General features: G+C 65.9%; 11 protein-coding genes and 1 tRNA gene. 8 read left to right on the top strand and 4 right to left on the bottom strand.

The window, feature by feature from the left end; genetic code table 11:
• Positions 1 to 77 precede the first annotated feature (77 nt).
• The 3 genes from BMF89_RS04665 to BMF89_RS04655 form a co-directional block, all read right to left on the bottom strand.
• Entirely contained in the window at positions 78 to 2,432 is a 2,355-nt protein-coding gene (locus BMF89_RS04665; protein ID WP_253190703.1) for a DUF3488 and transglutaminase-like domain-containing protein, read from the bottom strand.
• Positions 2,433 to 2,566: 134 nt separating this feature from the next.
• Positions 2,567 to 3,988 (bottom strand): DUF58 domain-containing protein, encoded by a 1,422-nt coding sequence (locus BMF89_RS04660; protein WP_078105907.1) that lies wholly within the window; start codon positions 3,986 to 3,988, stop codon positions 2,567 to 2,569.
• A 22-nt stretch (positions 3,989 to 4,010) separates the two neighbouring features.
• Positions 4,011 to 5,087, bottom strand: a complete 1,077-nt coding sequence (locus BMF89_RS04655; RefSeq protein ID WP_078105906.1) for a MoxR family ATPase — start codon at positions 5,085 to 5,087, stop codon at positions 4,011 to 4,013.
• Positions 5,088 to 5,273: 186 nt separating this feature from the next.
• Between BMF89_RS04655 and BMF89_RS04650 the strand changes: the two genes are divergently transcribed.
• The 5 genes from BMF89_RS04650 to BMF89_RS04630 all read left to right on the top strand — a co-directional run bounded on the left by BMF89_RS04650 (position 5,274) and on the right by BMF89_RS04630 (position 11,423).
• Positions 5,274 to 6,158 carry a TatD family hydrolase gene (locus tag BMF89_RS04650; RefSeq protein WP_078105905.1) on the top strand — a complete coding sequence of 295 codons (885 nt, stop codon included), beginning with the start codon at positions 5,274 to 5,276 and terminating at the stop codon, positions 6,156 to 6,158.
• Between the two features lie 265 nt (positions 6,159 to 6,423).
• Positions 6,424 to 7,575, top strand: coding sequence for a resuscitation-promoting factor (locus tag BMF89_RS04645; protein WP_078105913.1), 1,152 nt, complete (start codon positions 6,424 to 6,426; stop codon positions 7,573 to 7,575).
• Positions 7,576 to 7,680: 105 nt separating this feature from the next.
• Positions 7,681 to 8,562: a 16S rRNA (adenine(1518)-N(6)/adenine(1519)-N(6))-dimethyltransferase RsmA gene (rsmA, locus tag BMF89_RS04640; RefSeq protein ID WP_078105904.1), complete on the top strand. Its 882-nt coding sequence runs from the start codon at positions 7,681 to 7,683 to the stop codon at positions 8,560 to 8,562.
• Positions 8,559 to 9,536: a 4-(cytidine 5'-diphospho)-2-C-methyl-D-erythritol kinase gene (locus BMF89_RS04635; protein WP_078105903.1), complete on the top strand. Its 978-nt coding sequence runs from the start codon at positions 8,559 to 8,561 to the stop codon at positions 9,534 to 9,536. Before rsmA ends, BMF89_RS04635 begins: the two co-directional genes overlap by 4 nt.
• Positions 9,537 to 9,575: 39 nt before the next feature.
• On the top strand, positions 9,576 to 11,423 hold the full coding sequence (locus BMF89_RS04630; protein WP_078105902.1) for an ABC-F family ATP-binding cassette domain-containing protein: 1,848 nt from the start codon (positions 9,576 to 9,578) through the stop codon (positions 11,421 to 11,423).
• A 673-nt stretch (positions 11,424 to 12,096) separates the two neighbouring features.
• Here the strand turns inward: BMF89_RS04630 and BMF89_RS04625 are convergent.
• The gene (locus BMF89_RS04625) at positions 12,097 to 12,696 is read right to left on the bottom strand and encodes a TetR/AcrR family transcriptional regulator (protein WP_078105912.1); all 600 of its coding nucleotides are present in this window, start codon (positions 12,694 to 12,696) and stop codon (positions 12,097 to 12,099) included.
• Positions 12,697 to 12,969: 273 nt separating this feature from the next.
• Here BMF89_RS04625 and BMF89_RS04620 point away from each other — a divergent pair.
• From BMF89_RS04620 to BMF89_RS04610, 3 genes are all read left to right on the top strand, one after another.
• Positions 12,970 to 13,041: transfer RNA gene (locus tag BMF89_RS04620), tRNA-Gln, on the top strand.
• A 154-nt stretch (positions 13,042 to 13,195) separates the two neighbouring features.
• Positions 13,196 to 14,704, top strand: a complete 1,509-nt coding sequence (gene glmU, locus BMF89_RS04615; RefSeq protein WP_078105901.1) for a bifunctional UDP-N-acetylglucosamine diphosphorylase/glucosamine-1-phosphate N-acetyltransferase GlmU — start codon at positions 13,196 to 13,198, stop codon at positions 14,702 to 14,704.
• The gene (locus BMF89_RS04610; RefSeq protein ID WP_078105900.1) at positions 14,701 to 15,681 is read left to right on the top strand and encodes a ribose-phosphate diphosphokinase; all 981 of its coding nucleotides are present in this window, start codon (positions 14,701 to 14,703) and stop codon (positions 15,679 to 15,681) included. Before glmU ends, BMF89_RS04610 begins: the two co-directional genes overlap by 4 nt.
• Positions 15,682 to 15,775: the final 94 nt, after the last annotated feature.

Genomic DNA, 15,775 nt, shown 5'->3' with positions numbered 1-15,775 from the left:
TCAACAGCCTCGGCTACGACGTCACGATCACTCCGGTCACCGCAGCCTGATCCACCCCTACTTTTGTATTAGTTGGGTCAGGGCCGCCAGCGGAAGGGCGACCACAGGAGTTGGAACCACCTGGACATCAAGGACGGCGGGAACCAGTCCGCCCGGAAGACGGCGATCCAGGAGGCATTGCGCCGGAACGCGGCACGGACAGCCGCGATCCGGGCCGCGGCCGAGTTCGCTTGCTCCGCTGCCGCAATCGCCGGGATTCCCGCCGGGGGACCGTAACGCTGCCGTTCGAAGTCGCCCGTGAGTGACGCAAGCGCGCGCTGCCCGGCGTCGTCGGAAGCGCCCGACGGCGACGCTGCCGCCACCGGTGCTCCGAGCGCAGCCGAGGTGCCCAATCGGCCCGCGAAATGCCGCGGCGTTTCGCTGGGCACCGGTGGTACGCCGTAATCCGTAGCGAGGTCCTGGAGCTCAGCCCATGCCAGGACCGGGCCATCCCGGGGCGGGGCCGGCCCGGCCGCGCGCCCCGAACCGCTCTGTTGTGCCCGCGCGGGCCTCAAGCGCCGCGCCCGGATGCCGGAGCGGACCAACCGCGGGGAGGCCACTAATACCGCCAAAAGGAGCGCGGCCGCAGTGACGTAAAGAAGGGTTCCCGAGCCCGTGGCCGTGCCCGCTCCGACCCCCGGAGCCGCAATCGGAGGCACAGCGGCGGTGCTTGGCGCGGGAGTCGAGGAACCCGGCACCAGGTTCTCGTCATGCAGGTTGGTGCTCGGGCCGCCCGCTGCCACAGGCTCGCTCGCGTAGGCCGGGACCACGCCACGGGAAGGCGTTGGCTCGAAGGCGACCCAGCCGGCTCCTTCGAAGTAGAGCTCAGGCCAGGCATGGGCGTCACGGGAATCCACTTGGAACTCCGGCAGGGGTTCCTGTCCAGCCACGGCAACCGTGGCGCCTGTGGAGTGGCCCGGTGCGTAGCCCACGGCGATGCGGCTGGGGATTCCCTCGAGCCGCGCCATGACCGCCATCGCGGAGGCGAAGTGAACGCAATATCCGCTCTTCTGCTGCAGGAAGTCCGCCAGCACGGACATCCCGTTGCCGTCGTAACCGCCTTGCACCGGAGCCTGCAGTGAGTAGGTGAACTGGGACGAGCGCAGGTAGTCCTGGATCGCCATCGCCTTCGCATAATTGCCGTTGGCGCCAGCCGTCACCGTCTTGGCGGTGTTCTTCACGATGTCCGGAACGTTGCCCGGCAACTGGATGAAATCCTGCGAGATGGAAGTGGGCTTGGCGTTGTCCTGGCTCAACGTTGCCGATGTCAGGGCCGGCAGCGCGGAATACACCGTGTACTGCTGGTTCCTCGTAGTGCCGTCCTCGCCACGGATGCTGAGCGTCTCAGGATCCCACGACCAGCGTCCGCTCAGGCCGTTGACGGCTGTCGGGGCATAGGGGACCGGGAGATACGGGCTGGTGAACTGCCCCGTATCGATCACCGTCACTTGGCGCACCAACTCGGAGGGGAGCGGGTAGTCCGGCGCCATCCGGCCCGGTCCGATGCGCCGGGCGGCCTCCCGGTCGTCCGGTGCCCAGGTATCGCCGTCGAACTTGTCAATAGTGACGGAGCGCAGGTACACCGGGGCCGTGGAAGTCGTGGCATAGGTGATGCTGCCGTCGCCGGTAGGATTCCGCAGGCTGTTGCCGAGCGTAATCATGGGATTCAGGCCGTTGGAGACGCCCCACGGGTTCAGCCGGGAACCCACGGGAAACGTCCCGCGCTCGAATCCCGGAACCGCCAACGGCAACAGCAACCCCAGAACCAAGGCCACACCACCGATCACCATGGACCGCTTGAGCTGCCCGGTGCCGTGGGCGGTGTCGTTCTGCAGCCGCGAGTCCGGTGCGAACCACTGGCTGCAACCCAGGATCAGAATGAAGCCGACGGCGGCGGCGAGGAATCCGGCGAGCCCGACGCTTTGCGGCTTGATGGTCGCCGGGAAAACGAGGACAACCAGCAGGCCCAAGCCACTCGTCGCAGGCATGCCGAGCGGGACCGCCAGAGCATCGACCAGGATAGTCGCCAAGCCCAGGCCCGCGCAGGCGACAAACACTATTCCGGCGTTCGGGGAGACGGGGGCGGTCTCCGACACCACGGTTTCGCCGGCCCGTTTCAGGAACTGGCCCAGCGTGTCCAGGGTAGCGCCGGAGGGAATGAAGCCCGCGATGCTTTCCGGCCGGAAGAACGTGAAGTCGAGGATGAAGACCAACGCGACCAAGCCGCCCACAGTAGTGAGCACCGGGTGGACCCCCAGGGCACGGAGGACAGCCAGGGTCAATCCGACGATGAACACCGTGGTGATCGCGGGAACCAGCCAGACCCAGCCCCTGAAGACCCCATTGAGTGAGAGTGACGCTCCGAGGACGGCGACGGCGATGGCCGCGGACATTGCCCAAGGGTAGGCTCCCGGCCCTGCCTTTCGCGGGCGGAGCCACCTTCCCGGGCCGCGCGACGGGGTGTCGCCTGCCGTTGCCGGCGCCGGGAGCGGGGAATATCCCGGAGCGCCGTTCCTGGAGGTAGTGGTCATCGCGGCACCGCCGCGCCACGGCGGACGTCCATCGCTGCCGCAGCGGCGGCGACGATCTCTCCTTGGTCGAAACCGGCCCACGCAGCGGGAAGGTCTGTCCTCGAGCTCACGGCGACGGCCCGCCAGCCGCCCAGTTTCAAGGCTTCGATGACCGGCTGGACATGGTGCGGGTGGTCGGTCACCACGAGGGCAAAAGCGTTGGCCCCGTAGCCTGCGGCCGGCGCCAACGCACGGGCCTCCGAGAGCGGCATGTTGCCGAGCAGCGCGAGGACGGGACCACGCAGGCGGTGTGCCGCGAGCTTGTCCATCAGATGGTCGTCGAAAGGCGCTTCGGCACCATCGACGACGCCGGCGGCCTCTTTGTGGCTGCGCTCGCCGTGGACATGCCGCGGGCCGCTGAGCTGGATGGCGGCCAGGCTTTCGGCGATGGACTGCAGGCCTCCCAGACCACTGAATTCCTCGGTTTCGGGATACGGTGCGGAGCGGGATGCGCGGAACGCGGGGTGTCCTGCAGCATCGAGGAAACGCAGCGAATAGTTGCGGTCGGCGAGGTGGGCACTGATCGACATCGCTGCCGTCACCACCCATTCGAAGTTCTCGCTGCTCACCAGTTCGAAAGCGTCCTCGTGGGTAGGACCGAAGACCGCGGCGGAGCCGGACACGAAAGCGGAATAGCGCTGGTCCAGGATGATGGTCGCCTCGGGCGTGGTGACGGATTCCTCCTGCCGCACCATGAGTTCGCCGTGCCGCGCTGTCGCGGCCCAGTGGACTCGCCTCATGGGGTCTCCGTGCCGGTATTCGCGGGTCATCACGTCGTCGTCGCTGGGATTGGCCCGGATCCGGGTGGCCGTCACGCCGTCGTTTCCGCGTGCGCCGGCCAGCCCGGTGGCGGGGAGTTCGACGGCCGCCGGCGTGACGGTGAGGATGTCGCCGTCGTCGATCTCGTGGCGATGAAGCGACAAGCCGAAGGGATCGCAGAACTCGGCCGTCACCGGGCCGATCCTGAACTGGCCGCGCTTGCCGGAGCGCAAATGGTATTCGTAGCGGCTGGTGCCGCCGGACGCGGCACGGGCAGGAAAGCGGAAGGCCGGAGGTTCGCCGAAACGTGGCGGCAATTGCTCCTCCATGATCACCGGCCCGGCGGCAGCGCCGGTTCGTGCCACGGCCAGCCGCACGGTGGCCGTGGAGGAAGTCTCCACGGACGCGGGATGGAATTCGCGGAATACCTGGAAGCGCGGTTTGAGGATACGGACGCCGGCAAGCGATACCAGCGGCAGCACCAACAGCAGGATCCCGAGGGCCAGCAGATCGCGCCTGCCCATGATCTGGGCCAGCAGCAAGGAACCTACGCCGCTGGCAAGCAAGCCCCAGCCCCGGTTCGTGAACAGATGCTTCGGAAGTAGATCGATCAGCGCCATGCCTGCCCCCTTCTTCGCTGCCCTAGGCGCCGCGGCGTTCCGCGCCAGCGTCTTGGCTGACGGGGAGGGAAGCCAGGATGGCCCGGATGATGCTTTGCGGGGTGTCACCGGAACTCGCGGCCTTGCGGTCCAGGATGATGCGGTGTGCCAGGACGGACTCGGCTACGGAAATGACGTCGTCAGGGAGGACGAAGTCCCTTCCGTCCAGGGCGGCGGTCGCTTTGGCCGCCCGCAGTAGTTGCAGCAGGGAGCGGGGGCTGGCTCCGAGGCGCAGCCGGGCGCTGTCCCGGGTGGCCCGGCCCAAGGCAACCGTATATTCCTTGACGGATTGGGAGACGTAGACCTGCTGCACCGTGGCGATCATCGCGGCCACGTCGGCGGAGGTGACCACCGGGGTGACTTTGGCGAGGGGCGAGACCGCCTGATGGGTCTCGAGCATCTCGATTTCGGAGAGCTTGTCCGGGTAGCCCATCGAGATGCGGGCCATGAAACGGTCCCGCTGTGCCTCCGGAAGCGGATACGTGCCTTCCATCTCGATGGGGTTCTGCGTCGCGACAACCATGAACGGTTCGCCCAGCTGGTACGAATGGCCGTCCACCGTCACTTGATGTTCCTCCATGCATTCAAGGAGGGCTGACTGCGTCTTCGCGGAGGCGCGATTGATTTCGTCTCCGATCACGATGTTGGCGAACACCGCGCCCATCCGGAACTCGAACTGGCGCGAGGACTGGTTGTAGATCGAGACCCCCGTGACGTCCGAGGGAAGCAGGTCCGGGGTGAACTGGATACGGCTGACCCTGCAATCGATGGTGCGGGCGAGGGTTTTGGCGAGCAGCGTCTTGCCGACACCCGGCACATCCTCCACCAGCAGGTGGCCTTGGGCGAGGAGCACGGTGAGGGCAAGTTTTGCGGCCTCGGCTTTGCCGTCGATGACCTTGTTGATGGCCGCCAGGATCTTCTCACTGGCAGCGTGGAATTGCTCAGGGTGCATGACCGCCTGCTTGTGCCCATTGAAGGACTCGCGCTCAGGCGGCAGGGCAACCACGGCCTCGTCCCGTACCAACTGTTCATCAACGGTGCCGTGTCGCTTTGAGTCCATGGACTATCCCCTCAGCCATGACGGCGCCCCGGCCGGGCGGCGGTGCCCTGGCCGGGATATACCGCCTTTGTACCAGACTACCCAGCCAAGGCCCGCCGCAGACAGGGGCAGCTTCCGAAGCAAGGGGCATGGGTGGGATGCGGCAACGGTCAGGGAGGCATCAGCAGGGAAAGATAGGGTGGATTCATGTGCAATTCCTTCCCACCGGCTTCCTACCGCGCGCCGGATACCGGCGATTCCCGCAAGGAGTACCCACCTGCGCCCGAGCCTCTGCCGGTCCCCGTGATGGACAACCACACGCACCTCGATTTCCGGCACGGCTTGATCGACGTCGCGGTGGCGGATGCCCTGGACGCGGCCGAAGCCGTGGGCGTCCAAGGCGCGGTGCAGGTGGGTTGCGACCTGGAGTCGTCGCGGTTCACGGTCCAGGCGCTCGACGCCGACCGGCGGCTCCTCGGAGCTGTCGCCATCCACCCCAACGACGCCCCCGTGTACGCGGACCGCGGAGAGCTGGAATCGGCGCTCGCGGAAATCGAAGAGCTGGCTGCCCACCCACGGGTGCGCGCGATCGGCGAAACCGGGCTTGATTTCTTCCGCACCCACGGCGAGGGCCTAGTGCACCAACGCCAGTCTTTCCGCCGCCACATCGATATCGCAAAGAGGCTGGACCTCACCCTCCAGATCCACGACCGCGACGCCCATGACGACGTCGTCCAGGTCCTGCGGGAGGAGGGGGCCCCGGAGCGGGTGGTATTCCATTGCTTCTCGGGCGATGAAGAACTGGCACGGATTTGTAACATGAACGGCTGGTACATGTCCTTTGCCGGCACCATGACGTTCAAGAATGCGGCGAACCTGAGGGACGCCTTGGCCATCGCGGATCCGGAACTGCTGCTCGTCGAAACCGATTCCCCGTTCCTCACTCCGCACCCTTACCGGGGCCGTCCGAACGCAAGCTACATGGTCCCGTACACGGTCCGTTCCATGGCTGAAGTGACGGGAACCGAGCTTTCGGCGCTGTGCTCGCAACTGGCCCAAAACACCGTGGCGACATACGGATCCTGGGACTGAGCAGAAATCGCATTACATACCCGGTATGTAAAAATCTTGGTCACTTTATAACGCTTCGGTTACAGTGGGTAACCAGTAGCCGGGGTCGGGGAAGGCCTTCGGAAAACTTACTCCGTTCGCAATTGGTGTTTTTAGTTGAATTGAGTGTGGCGGCGCCCAGCTCCGCTGCAGTCCTCCAGCATGCTTCTGCCTGCTTCGGGACCGCGGCAGGAGGCCCCTGTGCGCTTTTCCCCGTGCCCGGATGGTCCAAAAGTTACGGGCAAACATGGTCAAGTTCTTCACCACGGGCGGCAAGTTCAGTTTCGTCAAGGTCGGTGCGCAGCTGCTGGTTCTTTCGGCACTGGTACTGGGAGTGGTTGCCTTTACGGGCAACAACAAATCAGTCACCCTCAACGTCGACGGCAAAGTGAGTTCCGTCCAGACCTTCGGCAATACCGTTGACCAGGTGGTCAAGGCAGCCAAGGTCGACCTGAAGGCCGAAGACCGGGTTTCACCGGCTTTGAATACCTCGGTGCAGAACGGCTCCATCATCAACGTCAACCTGGCCAAGGCCGTCACCGTCAGCCTCGATGGCGCCCAACGGACGGTCAACACCACGGCTCCCAACGTCGAAGGCCTCGTCTCCGAACTCGGCGTCGCGAGCGCATCGGCCGTATCCCAGCCGAAGGACACCCAGCTGGCCGTTTCCGGATCCTACGTTTCGATCCTGACCCCCAAGACGATCAGCCTGATCGTTGATGGCCAGAGCTCTTCGAAGACCACGACGGCGCCCGACGTAGGCACCGTGCTCAGCGATGCCGGCGTCTCGCTCGGCGCGAACGACCGGGTTTCGCAGCCGAACTCGGCCCCCGTTGTCCCCAACATGGTGATCAAGGTTTCCCGGGTGGACACGAGCAAGACCGCCACCGAGACGGAGAACGTTCCCTTCGACACGGTCACCACCCAGGACGCGACGCAGTTCAGCGACCAGAAGACGGTAACCCAGGAAGGTGTCCTCGGGCTGCTCAGCAAGACGTTCAAACTCGTCCTGGTGGATGGCCGCGAGGCTTCCAGGACCCTGGTCTCCTCTGACGTCACCGTCCAGCCCGTCCCTGCGAAGGTGACGGTCGGAACCAAGGCGCGCCCCCAGCCTGCCCCCGCCGCTGCTGTCGCCTCCGGACCCACCGGGGCGCCGAACGAGGCAATGTGGGACAAGGTCGCACAGTGTGAGTCCGGTGGGAACTGGGCCATCAACACCGGCAACGGGTACTACGGTGGCCTGCAGTTCGACATCCAGACCTGGGTCGGCAACGGTGGTGGCGCCTACGCTCCCAACGCCGCCGCCGCCAGCAAGGCCCAGCAGATCGACATCGCCAACCGCGTCTACGCGCAGCGCGGCCTGTCGCCGTGGGGCTGCGGATGGGCAGCTTCCAGCTAGGCACGTGAAATTGGCCGGGTCCGGAATCTCCGGGCCCGGCCTTTTCGCGTCGTCGATAAGGCGGGCGGGCGCCCCCGCCAGCCGCTCAGACGATACGATACCTAGGTGACTGAACCGAATTCCGAACATGCCGCCGTCGCACCCCTTCTGGGAGCTGCTGACATCCGACGGCTCGCCGAGGAGATCGGTGTCCGCCCAACCAAAACTCTGGGGCAGAACTTCGTCATCGACGGAAACACGATCCGCAGGATCGTCTCCGCCGCCGGTATTGATCCCGAGGAAACCGTGCTTGAGGTCGGGCCGGGGCTCGGTTCGTTGACGCTCGGCTTGCTCGACGCCGCCAAAACAGTCGTCGCCGTCGAAATCGATCCCGTACTGGCCGGCAAGTTGCCGGAAACGGTGCGCACCTGGCGCCCGCAGGCAGCGGACGATTTCCACTTGGTCCTTTCCGACGCCATGAAGGTCACCGAACTTCCAGTACAGCCCACCGCCCTTGTGGCGAACCTGCCGTACAACGTCGCGGTTCCCGTGGTCCTTCACCTGCTCCAGCATTTCCCGAGCCTGCAACACGGGCTGGTCATGGTCCAGGACGAGGTGGCGGACCGCTTGGCCGCGGGGCCGGGCTCCAAGATCTACGGGGTCCCCTCGGTCAAGGCCGCCTGGTACGGCCACATGCGCAAGGCCGGCGTCATCGGCATGAATGTCTTCTGGCCGGCCCCGAAGATCCACTCCGGGCTCGTGTCCTTCACGCGCGGCGCGCCGCCGGAAACCCACGCCACCCGCGAACAGGTGTTCGCGGTCATCGACGCCGCATTTGCCCAACGCCGCAAGACGCTCCGCGCGGCCCTCGCAACCTGGGCCGGGAGCGCCGCCGAAGCCGAACGATTCATTGTGGCTGCCGGCGTAGATCCGACTGCCCGCGGTGAAGTGCTCGATATCAACGCGTTTGTCCGAATCGCCGAGGCACGCCACCCCCTGGACGCATGAGTCCGGCAATCAGCGGTGCGAACCGCGGGCGCTTCCTCGCACGGACCGTCCGCGTCCGGGCACCCGGCAAGGTGAACGTTTCCCTCAACGTCGGCCCCTTGCGGCCCGACGGCTACCACTCGGTGGCCAGCGTGTATCTCGCGGTGTCCCTGTACGAGGAAGTAGCCGCCACGAGCACGGAGGGGCCAGGGATCACCGTCAGCATCGGGCCCGCCAGCACCTTGGACCTCGACGGCGTCGACATCCCGCTCGACGAGCGGAACCTGGCTTACAAGGCCGCCGCCATCATGAGGGATGTCTCGGAGAACGCCACGGGCGTGCACTTGGAAATCACCAAGCGGGTTCCCGTTGCCGGTGGAATGGGCGGCGGCTCGGCCGATGCCGCGGCGACACTCCTTGCCTGCGATGCGCTCTGGAACAGTGGTTTGTCACGCGAAGAACTGGCCCACCTTGCCGCCGAGTTGGGCGCGGACGTGCCGTTCTCGTTGCTTGGAGGCACCGCCGTCGGTCTCGGCGTCGGCGACGAACTCTCGCCGGCCCTCGCGAAAGCCCAGATGGACTGGGTCCTGGTCTGCGCCGACTACGGACTCTCCACGCCCGAGGTTTTCCACACCTTGGACAGGCTCCGGAACACCGAGGGACTCGACATCCCCGAGCCGATCGAGGTCGACGCCAAGATCCTGCAGGCGCTGCGCAACGGAGACCCGGACGCCCTGAGCAAAGTCCTCATCAACGACCTCCAGCGCGCCTCGATCGCGCTGGCTCCGCAATTGCGCGACACCATCGGGACGGGGGAGTCGAACGGCGCGCTCGCCGGGATTGTTTCCGGTTCCGGCCCCACGGTGGCTCTGCTCGCCCACAACCCCCGGGCGGCCGAGGGGCTCGCCGAGGACCTTCGGCACCTTGGCCACAACGCCCTTGCCGTGCACGGCCCGGTTCCCGGTGCCCGGATCATCTCCGATACCCTCCTATGACACGTCGACCTGACTGTTCACACCAGAAAGTAGTACCCAGTGGCCCACCTGCTCGGCGGTGAAAACCTCACCGTTTCGTTCGCAACCCGCACCATCCTCGACGGCGTAACCCTTGGTTTGGAGGACGGCGACAGGATCGGCATGGTCGGGCGCAACGGTGACGGCAAATCGACGCTTATGCGCTTGCTGGCATTGCGCTCGACGCCGGACTCCGGCCGTGTGACCAAACGCGGCGACGTCAACGTCGGCTACCTCGACCAGTCCGACGTGCTCGACGGCGACCTCACGGTCGGCGCCGCGATCGTCGGCGACCAGGCCGACCACGAATGGGCCGCGAACCCCAAGATCCGGGAGATCATGGGCGGACTCGTGGCCGACGTCGTTTGGCACGCCAACGTGCATGCCCTCTCCGGCGGCCAAAAGCGCAGGGTCGCCTTGGCCAAGCTGCTCATCGAGGACCACGACGTCATCATGCTCGACGAGCCCACCAACCACCTCGACGTCGAAGGCGTGGCCTGGCTCTCCCGGCACCTGAAGACCCGCTGGCGGGCCAACCAGGGCGCGTTCCTCGTGGTGACCCACGATCGGTGGTTCCTGGACGAAGTCTGCAACCGGACCTGGGAAGTGCACGATGCCATGGTGGACCCGTTCGATGGCGGGTACGCGGCCTACGTGTTGGCCCGCGCCGAGCGTGACCGCTCCGCGTCCGTCGTCGAAAGCAAGCGGCAGCAGCTCGTCAAGAAGGAACTGGCGTGGCTGCGCCGGGGCGCCCCGGCGCGCACTTCGAAGCCGAAGTTCCGCATCGAAGCCGCCAACGAGCTGATCGCCGACGTTCCCGATCCGCGCGACTCGGTGGCGCTCAGCAAGATGGCAACCGCCCGGCTCGGCAAGGACGTGCTGGACCTTGAAGGCGTCTCCCTGGATTTCAAGGGCGACGACTCTGCCAGCCGCACAAAGCGGAAGCTCTTCGATGACGTCACCTTGCGCTTGGCACCGGGGCAGCGGCTCGGGCTGGTGGGCGTCAACGGCGCCGGGAAGTCCACGCTTCTGAGGCTCCTCAACGGCGAGATCACGCCGAGTTCCGGAAAGGTCAAGCGCGGCAAGACCGTGGTCACGGCGGTGCTCAGCCAGGACGTCAAGGAGCTCGACGACGTCTCCGACCTTCGCGTGATCGAGGTCATCGAACGAGAGAAGCGCTCCTTCAGCGTTGGAGGCAAGGAGTTCACGGCCGGCCAGCTCGTGGAGCAACTCGGGTTCACGAAGGAAAAGCAGTGGACACCCGTCACCGACCTGTCCGGTGGTGAACGGCGCCGCCTGCAACTTCTGCGCCTGCTCGTGGGCGAACCGAATGTCCTGATGCTCGACGAGCCCACCAACGACCTCGATACCGACACCCTTGCCGCCGTCGAAGACGTCCTGGACGGCTGGCCCGGCACGCTCGTTGTTGTCAGCCACGACCGCTACCTGCTGGAACGTGTCACGGATTCCCAAATGGCTCTCCTCGGCGACGGCAAACTCCGCGGACTTCCCGGTGGCGTGGACCAGTACCTGGAATTGCGCGAAGCGGCCCTCGCGAGCGGCGCGGTGACCGGCGGCGCATCAAGCGGGAGCGCCAGGCCGACGGCGGCAAGCGGCTCGAGTGCCGTGGTTTCCGGGCCGAGCGAAGCGGAAAAGCGTGAAGCCCGCAAGGACCTGAACAGGATCGATCGGCAGCTGGGCAAGATCGCGCAGCAAGAAGAGAAGCTCCACGTCCAAATGGCCGCGAAGTCCCAATCCGGCGACTTCGACGCCCTCGGCGAATTGAACGCCAAGCTGCAGGAGCTCCTCGAAGAAAAAGAAGGCCTGGAGCTCGAATGGCTCGAGGCGGCGGAGATCCTGGGGGAGTAGGCGGGCTGCGACGGGGCCTTCAGCCGGATTCCCGCGGTCACCTTGGGTGCCGGGGCCGGGCAACGGTCCTTCGGCGTCGCGTAGCGCAGAGGTTCCTTCCCAAAGCTCGCAAGCTCGCTTCGGGGCCCTCGGAACGCCGCTTCAACGCAAGGGGGCTACTCGCTCGCTGAGCGAGCTCCTAGCCCGTTGCGTCGCGATGCGCTCCTTTCCGAAGAACCGCCGTCCTGCGGTTAAGGGGCGGTGGCCTGCCGGCGTCGTCCGCCAGACGTGGGGTGAGGACGGGGTCCGTGGAACTCAAGGCGGTGAAACTCCTTCGATTCTCGACACCCAAATGTTCTGGCGACTCGGGACGTGGAATTCGATGCGCGGATTCCGGTGTCGACAGGAATTTAGCGCGTCGACGGGGCAGCCGGCGTCGGGACTAAGGCGCGCCAAACGGAAGATTGGCAAGAGCGGCGCTGCGGGCCTTCGGGTAGGAGCGCATCGCGAGGCATCGGGCGCCGGAGGTCGCTCGGCGACCGCAGGTGCCCATTTGCCTCGAAGTGGCGTTCCGAGGGCCCCGAAGCGAGCTTGCGAGCTTTGGGAAGGAACATCCGCGGTAAGCGGTGTCGATTTAGCGCGTCGACGGGGCACCCGGCGTCGGGCGGTTGCGCCGCGGAGGCAACCAGACGCCCTAGCCCTCGCTCCGGAGTTCCGGCTCCTTTTGCAGGCCCGTCAGTCCGTTCCATGCCAGGTTGACCAGGTGGGCGGCCACTGCGCGCTTGTCGGGCTCGCGGTGGTCGAGCCACCATTGGCCGGTCATGGCGACCATGCCTACCAGCATCTGGGCGTACATCGCGCCGTCGGCGGTGCTGAATCCGCGCCGGGAGAATTCGTCGGCGAGCAGGTCTTCCACACGGTCGGCCACGTGGGAGAGCAACGTGGAGAGGGCGCCTTCGGGCTGGGAAGGCGGTGCGTCCCGCATGAGGATCCGGAAGCCGTCGCTCCGCTCTTCGATGTAGCCGAGCAAGGCGAGGGCCGCCTGTTCGACGAGCACGCGTGGTTTGGCTTCGGCGGCGAGGGACTCATTGATGGCATCGAGGAGGATCCGGAATTCGAACTCCACGACCCGGGTGTAGAGGCCTTCCTTGGAGCCGAAGTGTTCGTAGATCACCGGCTTGGACACCCCTGCGGCGGCCGCGATTTCGTCGATGGTCGTGGCGTCCAGGCCGCGGGCGGCGAAGAGGCGCCGGCCTATGTCGATGAGCTGGGAGCGACGCTGGGAGCCCGTCATCCGGGCACGGACAACCTGGCCCGCGGGCGGGTGGTTGATCACCCTGGAACCCGCAGCCTGCCGGGGAAGTCCTGTGCTGTTGCTCACGCATCCATCATGCCTTATGTCAAGCGTGAAGCGGCCTCGAAGGGCCTGCCAATAGTGCTGAAAGGGACTCGGGGATGCGCCAAGTCGCGAACACCGCAATGGTCATGGCAAACTAGATTCTTGTGTGTGCGACCCGGTCAACGGGAACCCCGCGGATCCTGCGTCCGCAAGGGCACGTGCGCGCGGTCCGCTCTGGTGTAATGGCAGCACCCCGGCCTTTGGAGCCGTGGAGTATAGGTTCGAATCCTATGGGCGGAACTTGTCGGTGGTCTGCCGGCACCGCCTCTGAAGGCACTGCCTCTCCCGAAGCTGTCCACTGGCTGCGCGGAGGGCTGTGAATCGGCAAGAGTAGGATAGAGCAGATGCCGCAGCCGGGTTCGCCCGGACGTAACCGAGCAAGGAGAGCGACTTCGTGAGCCCCGATACTACTGGCCCCGCCGCTGTAATTGTCCTAGCTGCCGGAGCCGGTACGCGCATGAAGTCGCGGACTCCCAAGATCCTTCACGAAATCGGCGGACGCTCCATGGTGGCGCACGCCATCCTTGCAGCCCGGTCCATCGATCCTCAGCAGCTGGCCCTCGTGGTCCGCCATGAACGGGACTTGGTCGCCGGGCACATCGAATTGATCGATCCCGACGCCGTCATCGTGGACCAGGACGATGTTCCTGGAACCGGACGTGCGGTGGAAGTCGCCCTTGACGCCTTGGACGCGAAAGCCGAACTCAGCGGCACGGTGGTTGTCACGTATGGCGATGTGCCGTTGCTGACCGGTTCCCTTCTCTCCGAGCTGGTCGCCACGCACGAATCCGAGGGCAACGCCGTGACGGTCCTGACCGCGGTCCTCGACGACGCCAATGGTTATGGCCGTATCCTTCGGGCCGAGGACGGCACCGTGCTGGGCATCCGCGAACACAAAGACGCGAGCGACGCCGAGCGCTCCATCCGCGAGGTGAACTCCGGTATCTACGCTTTTGACGCAAAGGTGCTCCGTGAGCAGCTGCACAAAGTGACAACTGACAACATTCAGCGCGAGAAGTACCTCACCGACGTGCTCGGACTGACGCGCGACGCCGGAGGCCGGGTTTCCGCCGTCGTCACCGAGGACCGCTGGCAGGTGGAGGGCGCCAACGACCGCGTCCAGCTCGCCGCCCTCGGGGCCGAACACAACCGCCGCATCGTCGAGGCCTGGATGCGTGCCGGCGTCACGGTCGTCGACCCGGCCACCACGTGGATCGATTCCACCGTGACCTTGGACGAAGACGTCCGCCTCCTGCCCAACACGCAGCTCCACGGCGCCACCACGGTGGCGCGCGACGCCGTCGTCGGCCCCGACACGACCCTCACCGACGTTTCGGTGGGCGAAGGCGCTAAGGTGACCCGCACCCACGGCTCGGGATCCACTATCGGGGCCAAAGCGAGCGTGGGCCCGTTCACTTACCTGCGCCCGGGCACTGTCCTCGGGGAGACCGGCAAGATCGGCGCCTTCTACGAAACCAAGAACGTGACGATCGGCCGCGGTTCGAAGCTGTCCCACCTCGGCTATGCGGGCGACGCCGAGATCGGCGAGGACACCAACATCGGCTGCGGCAACATCACGGCGAACTACGACGGCGAGAAGAAGCACCGCACGGTGATCGGCTCGGGTGTGCGGACCGGTTCCAACACCGTCTTCGTGGCCCCCGTAACGATTGGCGACGGTGCATACAGTGGCGCCGGCGCCATCATCCGCAAGGACGTTCCCGCCGGAGCCCTCACCCTGAGCGTCGCTCCGCAACGCAACGCCGAAGGCTGGGTCATCGCCAACCGGCAGGGCAGCAACTCGGCCCGGCTGGCGCAGGCTGCGCAAGCCGCGCATGGTTCCACTGCCACCCCCGATTCCTCAAGTACTCCGGCAACCACAGAAGAGGGCACACAGGCATGAGCGAAATTACCGCACACGGTGAGAAGAAACTAGTTCTCGCCGCCGGACGGGCGCACCCCGAGCTGGCGCAGGAAATCGCCAAGGAGTTGGACACCGAACTCCTGCCTATCGACGCCTACGACTTCGCGAACGGGGAAATCTATGTGCGCTCGGGGGAGAGCGTACGTGGCACCGATGCGTTCGTCATCCAGGCGCACCCGGCCCCGTTGAACAACTGGCTCATGGAGCAGTTGATCATGATCGATTCCCTGAAGCGCGCTTCGGCGAAGCGGATCACCGTCGTCTCGCCGTTCTACCCGTATGCCCGCCAGGACAAGAAGGGCCGCGGCCGCGAGCCGATTTCGGCCCGTTTGGTGGCGGACCTCTACAAGACCGCCGGCGCGGACCGCATCATGTCCGTGGACCTGCACACGTCCCAGATCCAGGGCTTCTTTGACGGCCCGGTGGATCACCTCATGGCCATCCCGCTGCTTGCCGACTACATCCGCACCAAGGTCGAGGCAGACAACATCACCGTTGTCTCGCCGGACACCGGCCGTGTCCGGGTCGCGGAACAGTGGGCCGAGCGCCTCGGCGGTGCGCCACTGGCGTTCGTCCACAAGAGCCGCGACCTCACGGTGCCGAACCAGGCTGTCTCGAAGACCGTCGTCGGGCAGATCGAAGGCCGCACCTGCGTCCTGATCGACGACATGATCGACACTGGTGGAACCATCTCCGGCGCTGTCCAGGTCCTCAAGAACGCGGGTGCCAAAGACGTCATCATCGCGTGCACCCACGCTGTGTTCTCCGAGCCCGCGGCGCAGCGACTCGCCGATTCCGGTGCCCGCGAGGTCGTCGTCACCAACACCCTCCCGATTCCGGCCGACAAGCGCTTCCCGCAGCTCACGGTGCTGTCGATCGCGCCGTTGATTGCGCGCGCCATCCGTGAAGTGTTCGACGACGGTTCCGTCACGAGCCTCTTCGACGGCAACGCCTAAGCACCGCCGGCACCCAACTGACTCGCATTTGTTGTCGTTTTGGGGCCTGATAACGACACCTAATGCGAGTGAGTTGGGCAAAGCCGGGGCCGTT

The organism is Arthrobacter sp. SRS-W-1-2016, from assembly GCF_002009585.1.
In the GTDB taxonomy this organism is placed as follows: Bacteria; Actinomycetota; Actinomycetes; order Actinomycetales; family Micrococcaceae; genus Arthrobacter; species Arthrobacter bambusae_A.
Note: the sequence above shows the minus strand (reverse complement) of the source record. Positions and strands in the feature narration are given on the sequence as shown.

What these genes read in the sequence shown, in the direction of transcription:
- BMF89_RS04665 (WP_253190703.1), bottom strand. Translation starts at nt 2,432, where the DNA reads ATGTCCGCGGCCATCGCCGTCGCCGTCCTCGGAGCGTCACTCTCACTC.
- BMF89_RS04660 (WP_078105907.1), bottom strand. Translation starts at nt 3,988, where the DNA reads ATGGCGCTGATCGATCTACTTCCGAAGCATCTGTTCACGAACCGGGGC.
- BMF89_RS04655 (WP_078105906.1), bottom strand. Translation starts at nt 5,087, where the DNA reads ATGGACTCAAAGCGACACGGCACCGTTGATGAACAGTTGGTACGGGAC.
- BMF89_RS04650 (WP_078105905.1), top strand. Translation starts at nt 5,274, where the DNA reads ATGTGCAATTCCTTCCCACCGGCTTCCTACCGCGCGCCGGATACCGGC.
- BMF89_RS04645 (WP_078105913.1), top strand. Translation starts at nt 6,424, where the DNA reads ATGGTCAAGTTCTTCACCACGGGCGGCAAGTTCAGTTTCGTCAAGGTC.
- BMF89_RS04635 (WP_078105903.1), top strand. Translation starts at nt 8,559, where the DNA reads ATGAGTCCGGCAATCAGCGGTGCGAACCGCGGGCGCTTCCTCGCACGG.
- BMF89_RS04625 (WP_078105912.1), bottom strand. Translation starts at nt 12,696, where the DNA reads ATGACGGGCTCCCAGCGTCGCTCCCAGCTCATCGACATAGGCCGGCGC.
- BMF89_RS04610 (WP_078105900.1), top strand. Translation starts at nt 14,701, where the DNA reads ATGAGCGAAATTACCGCACACGGTGAGAAGAAACTAGTTCTCGCCGCC.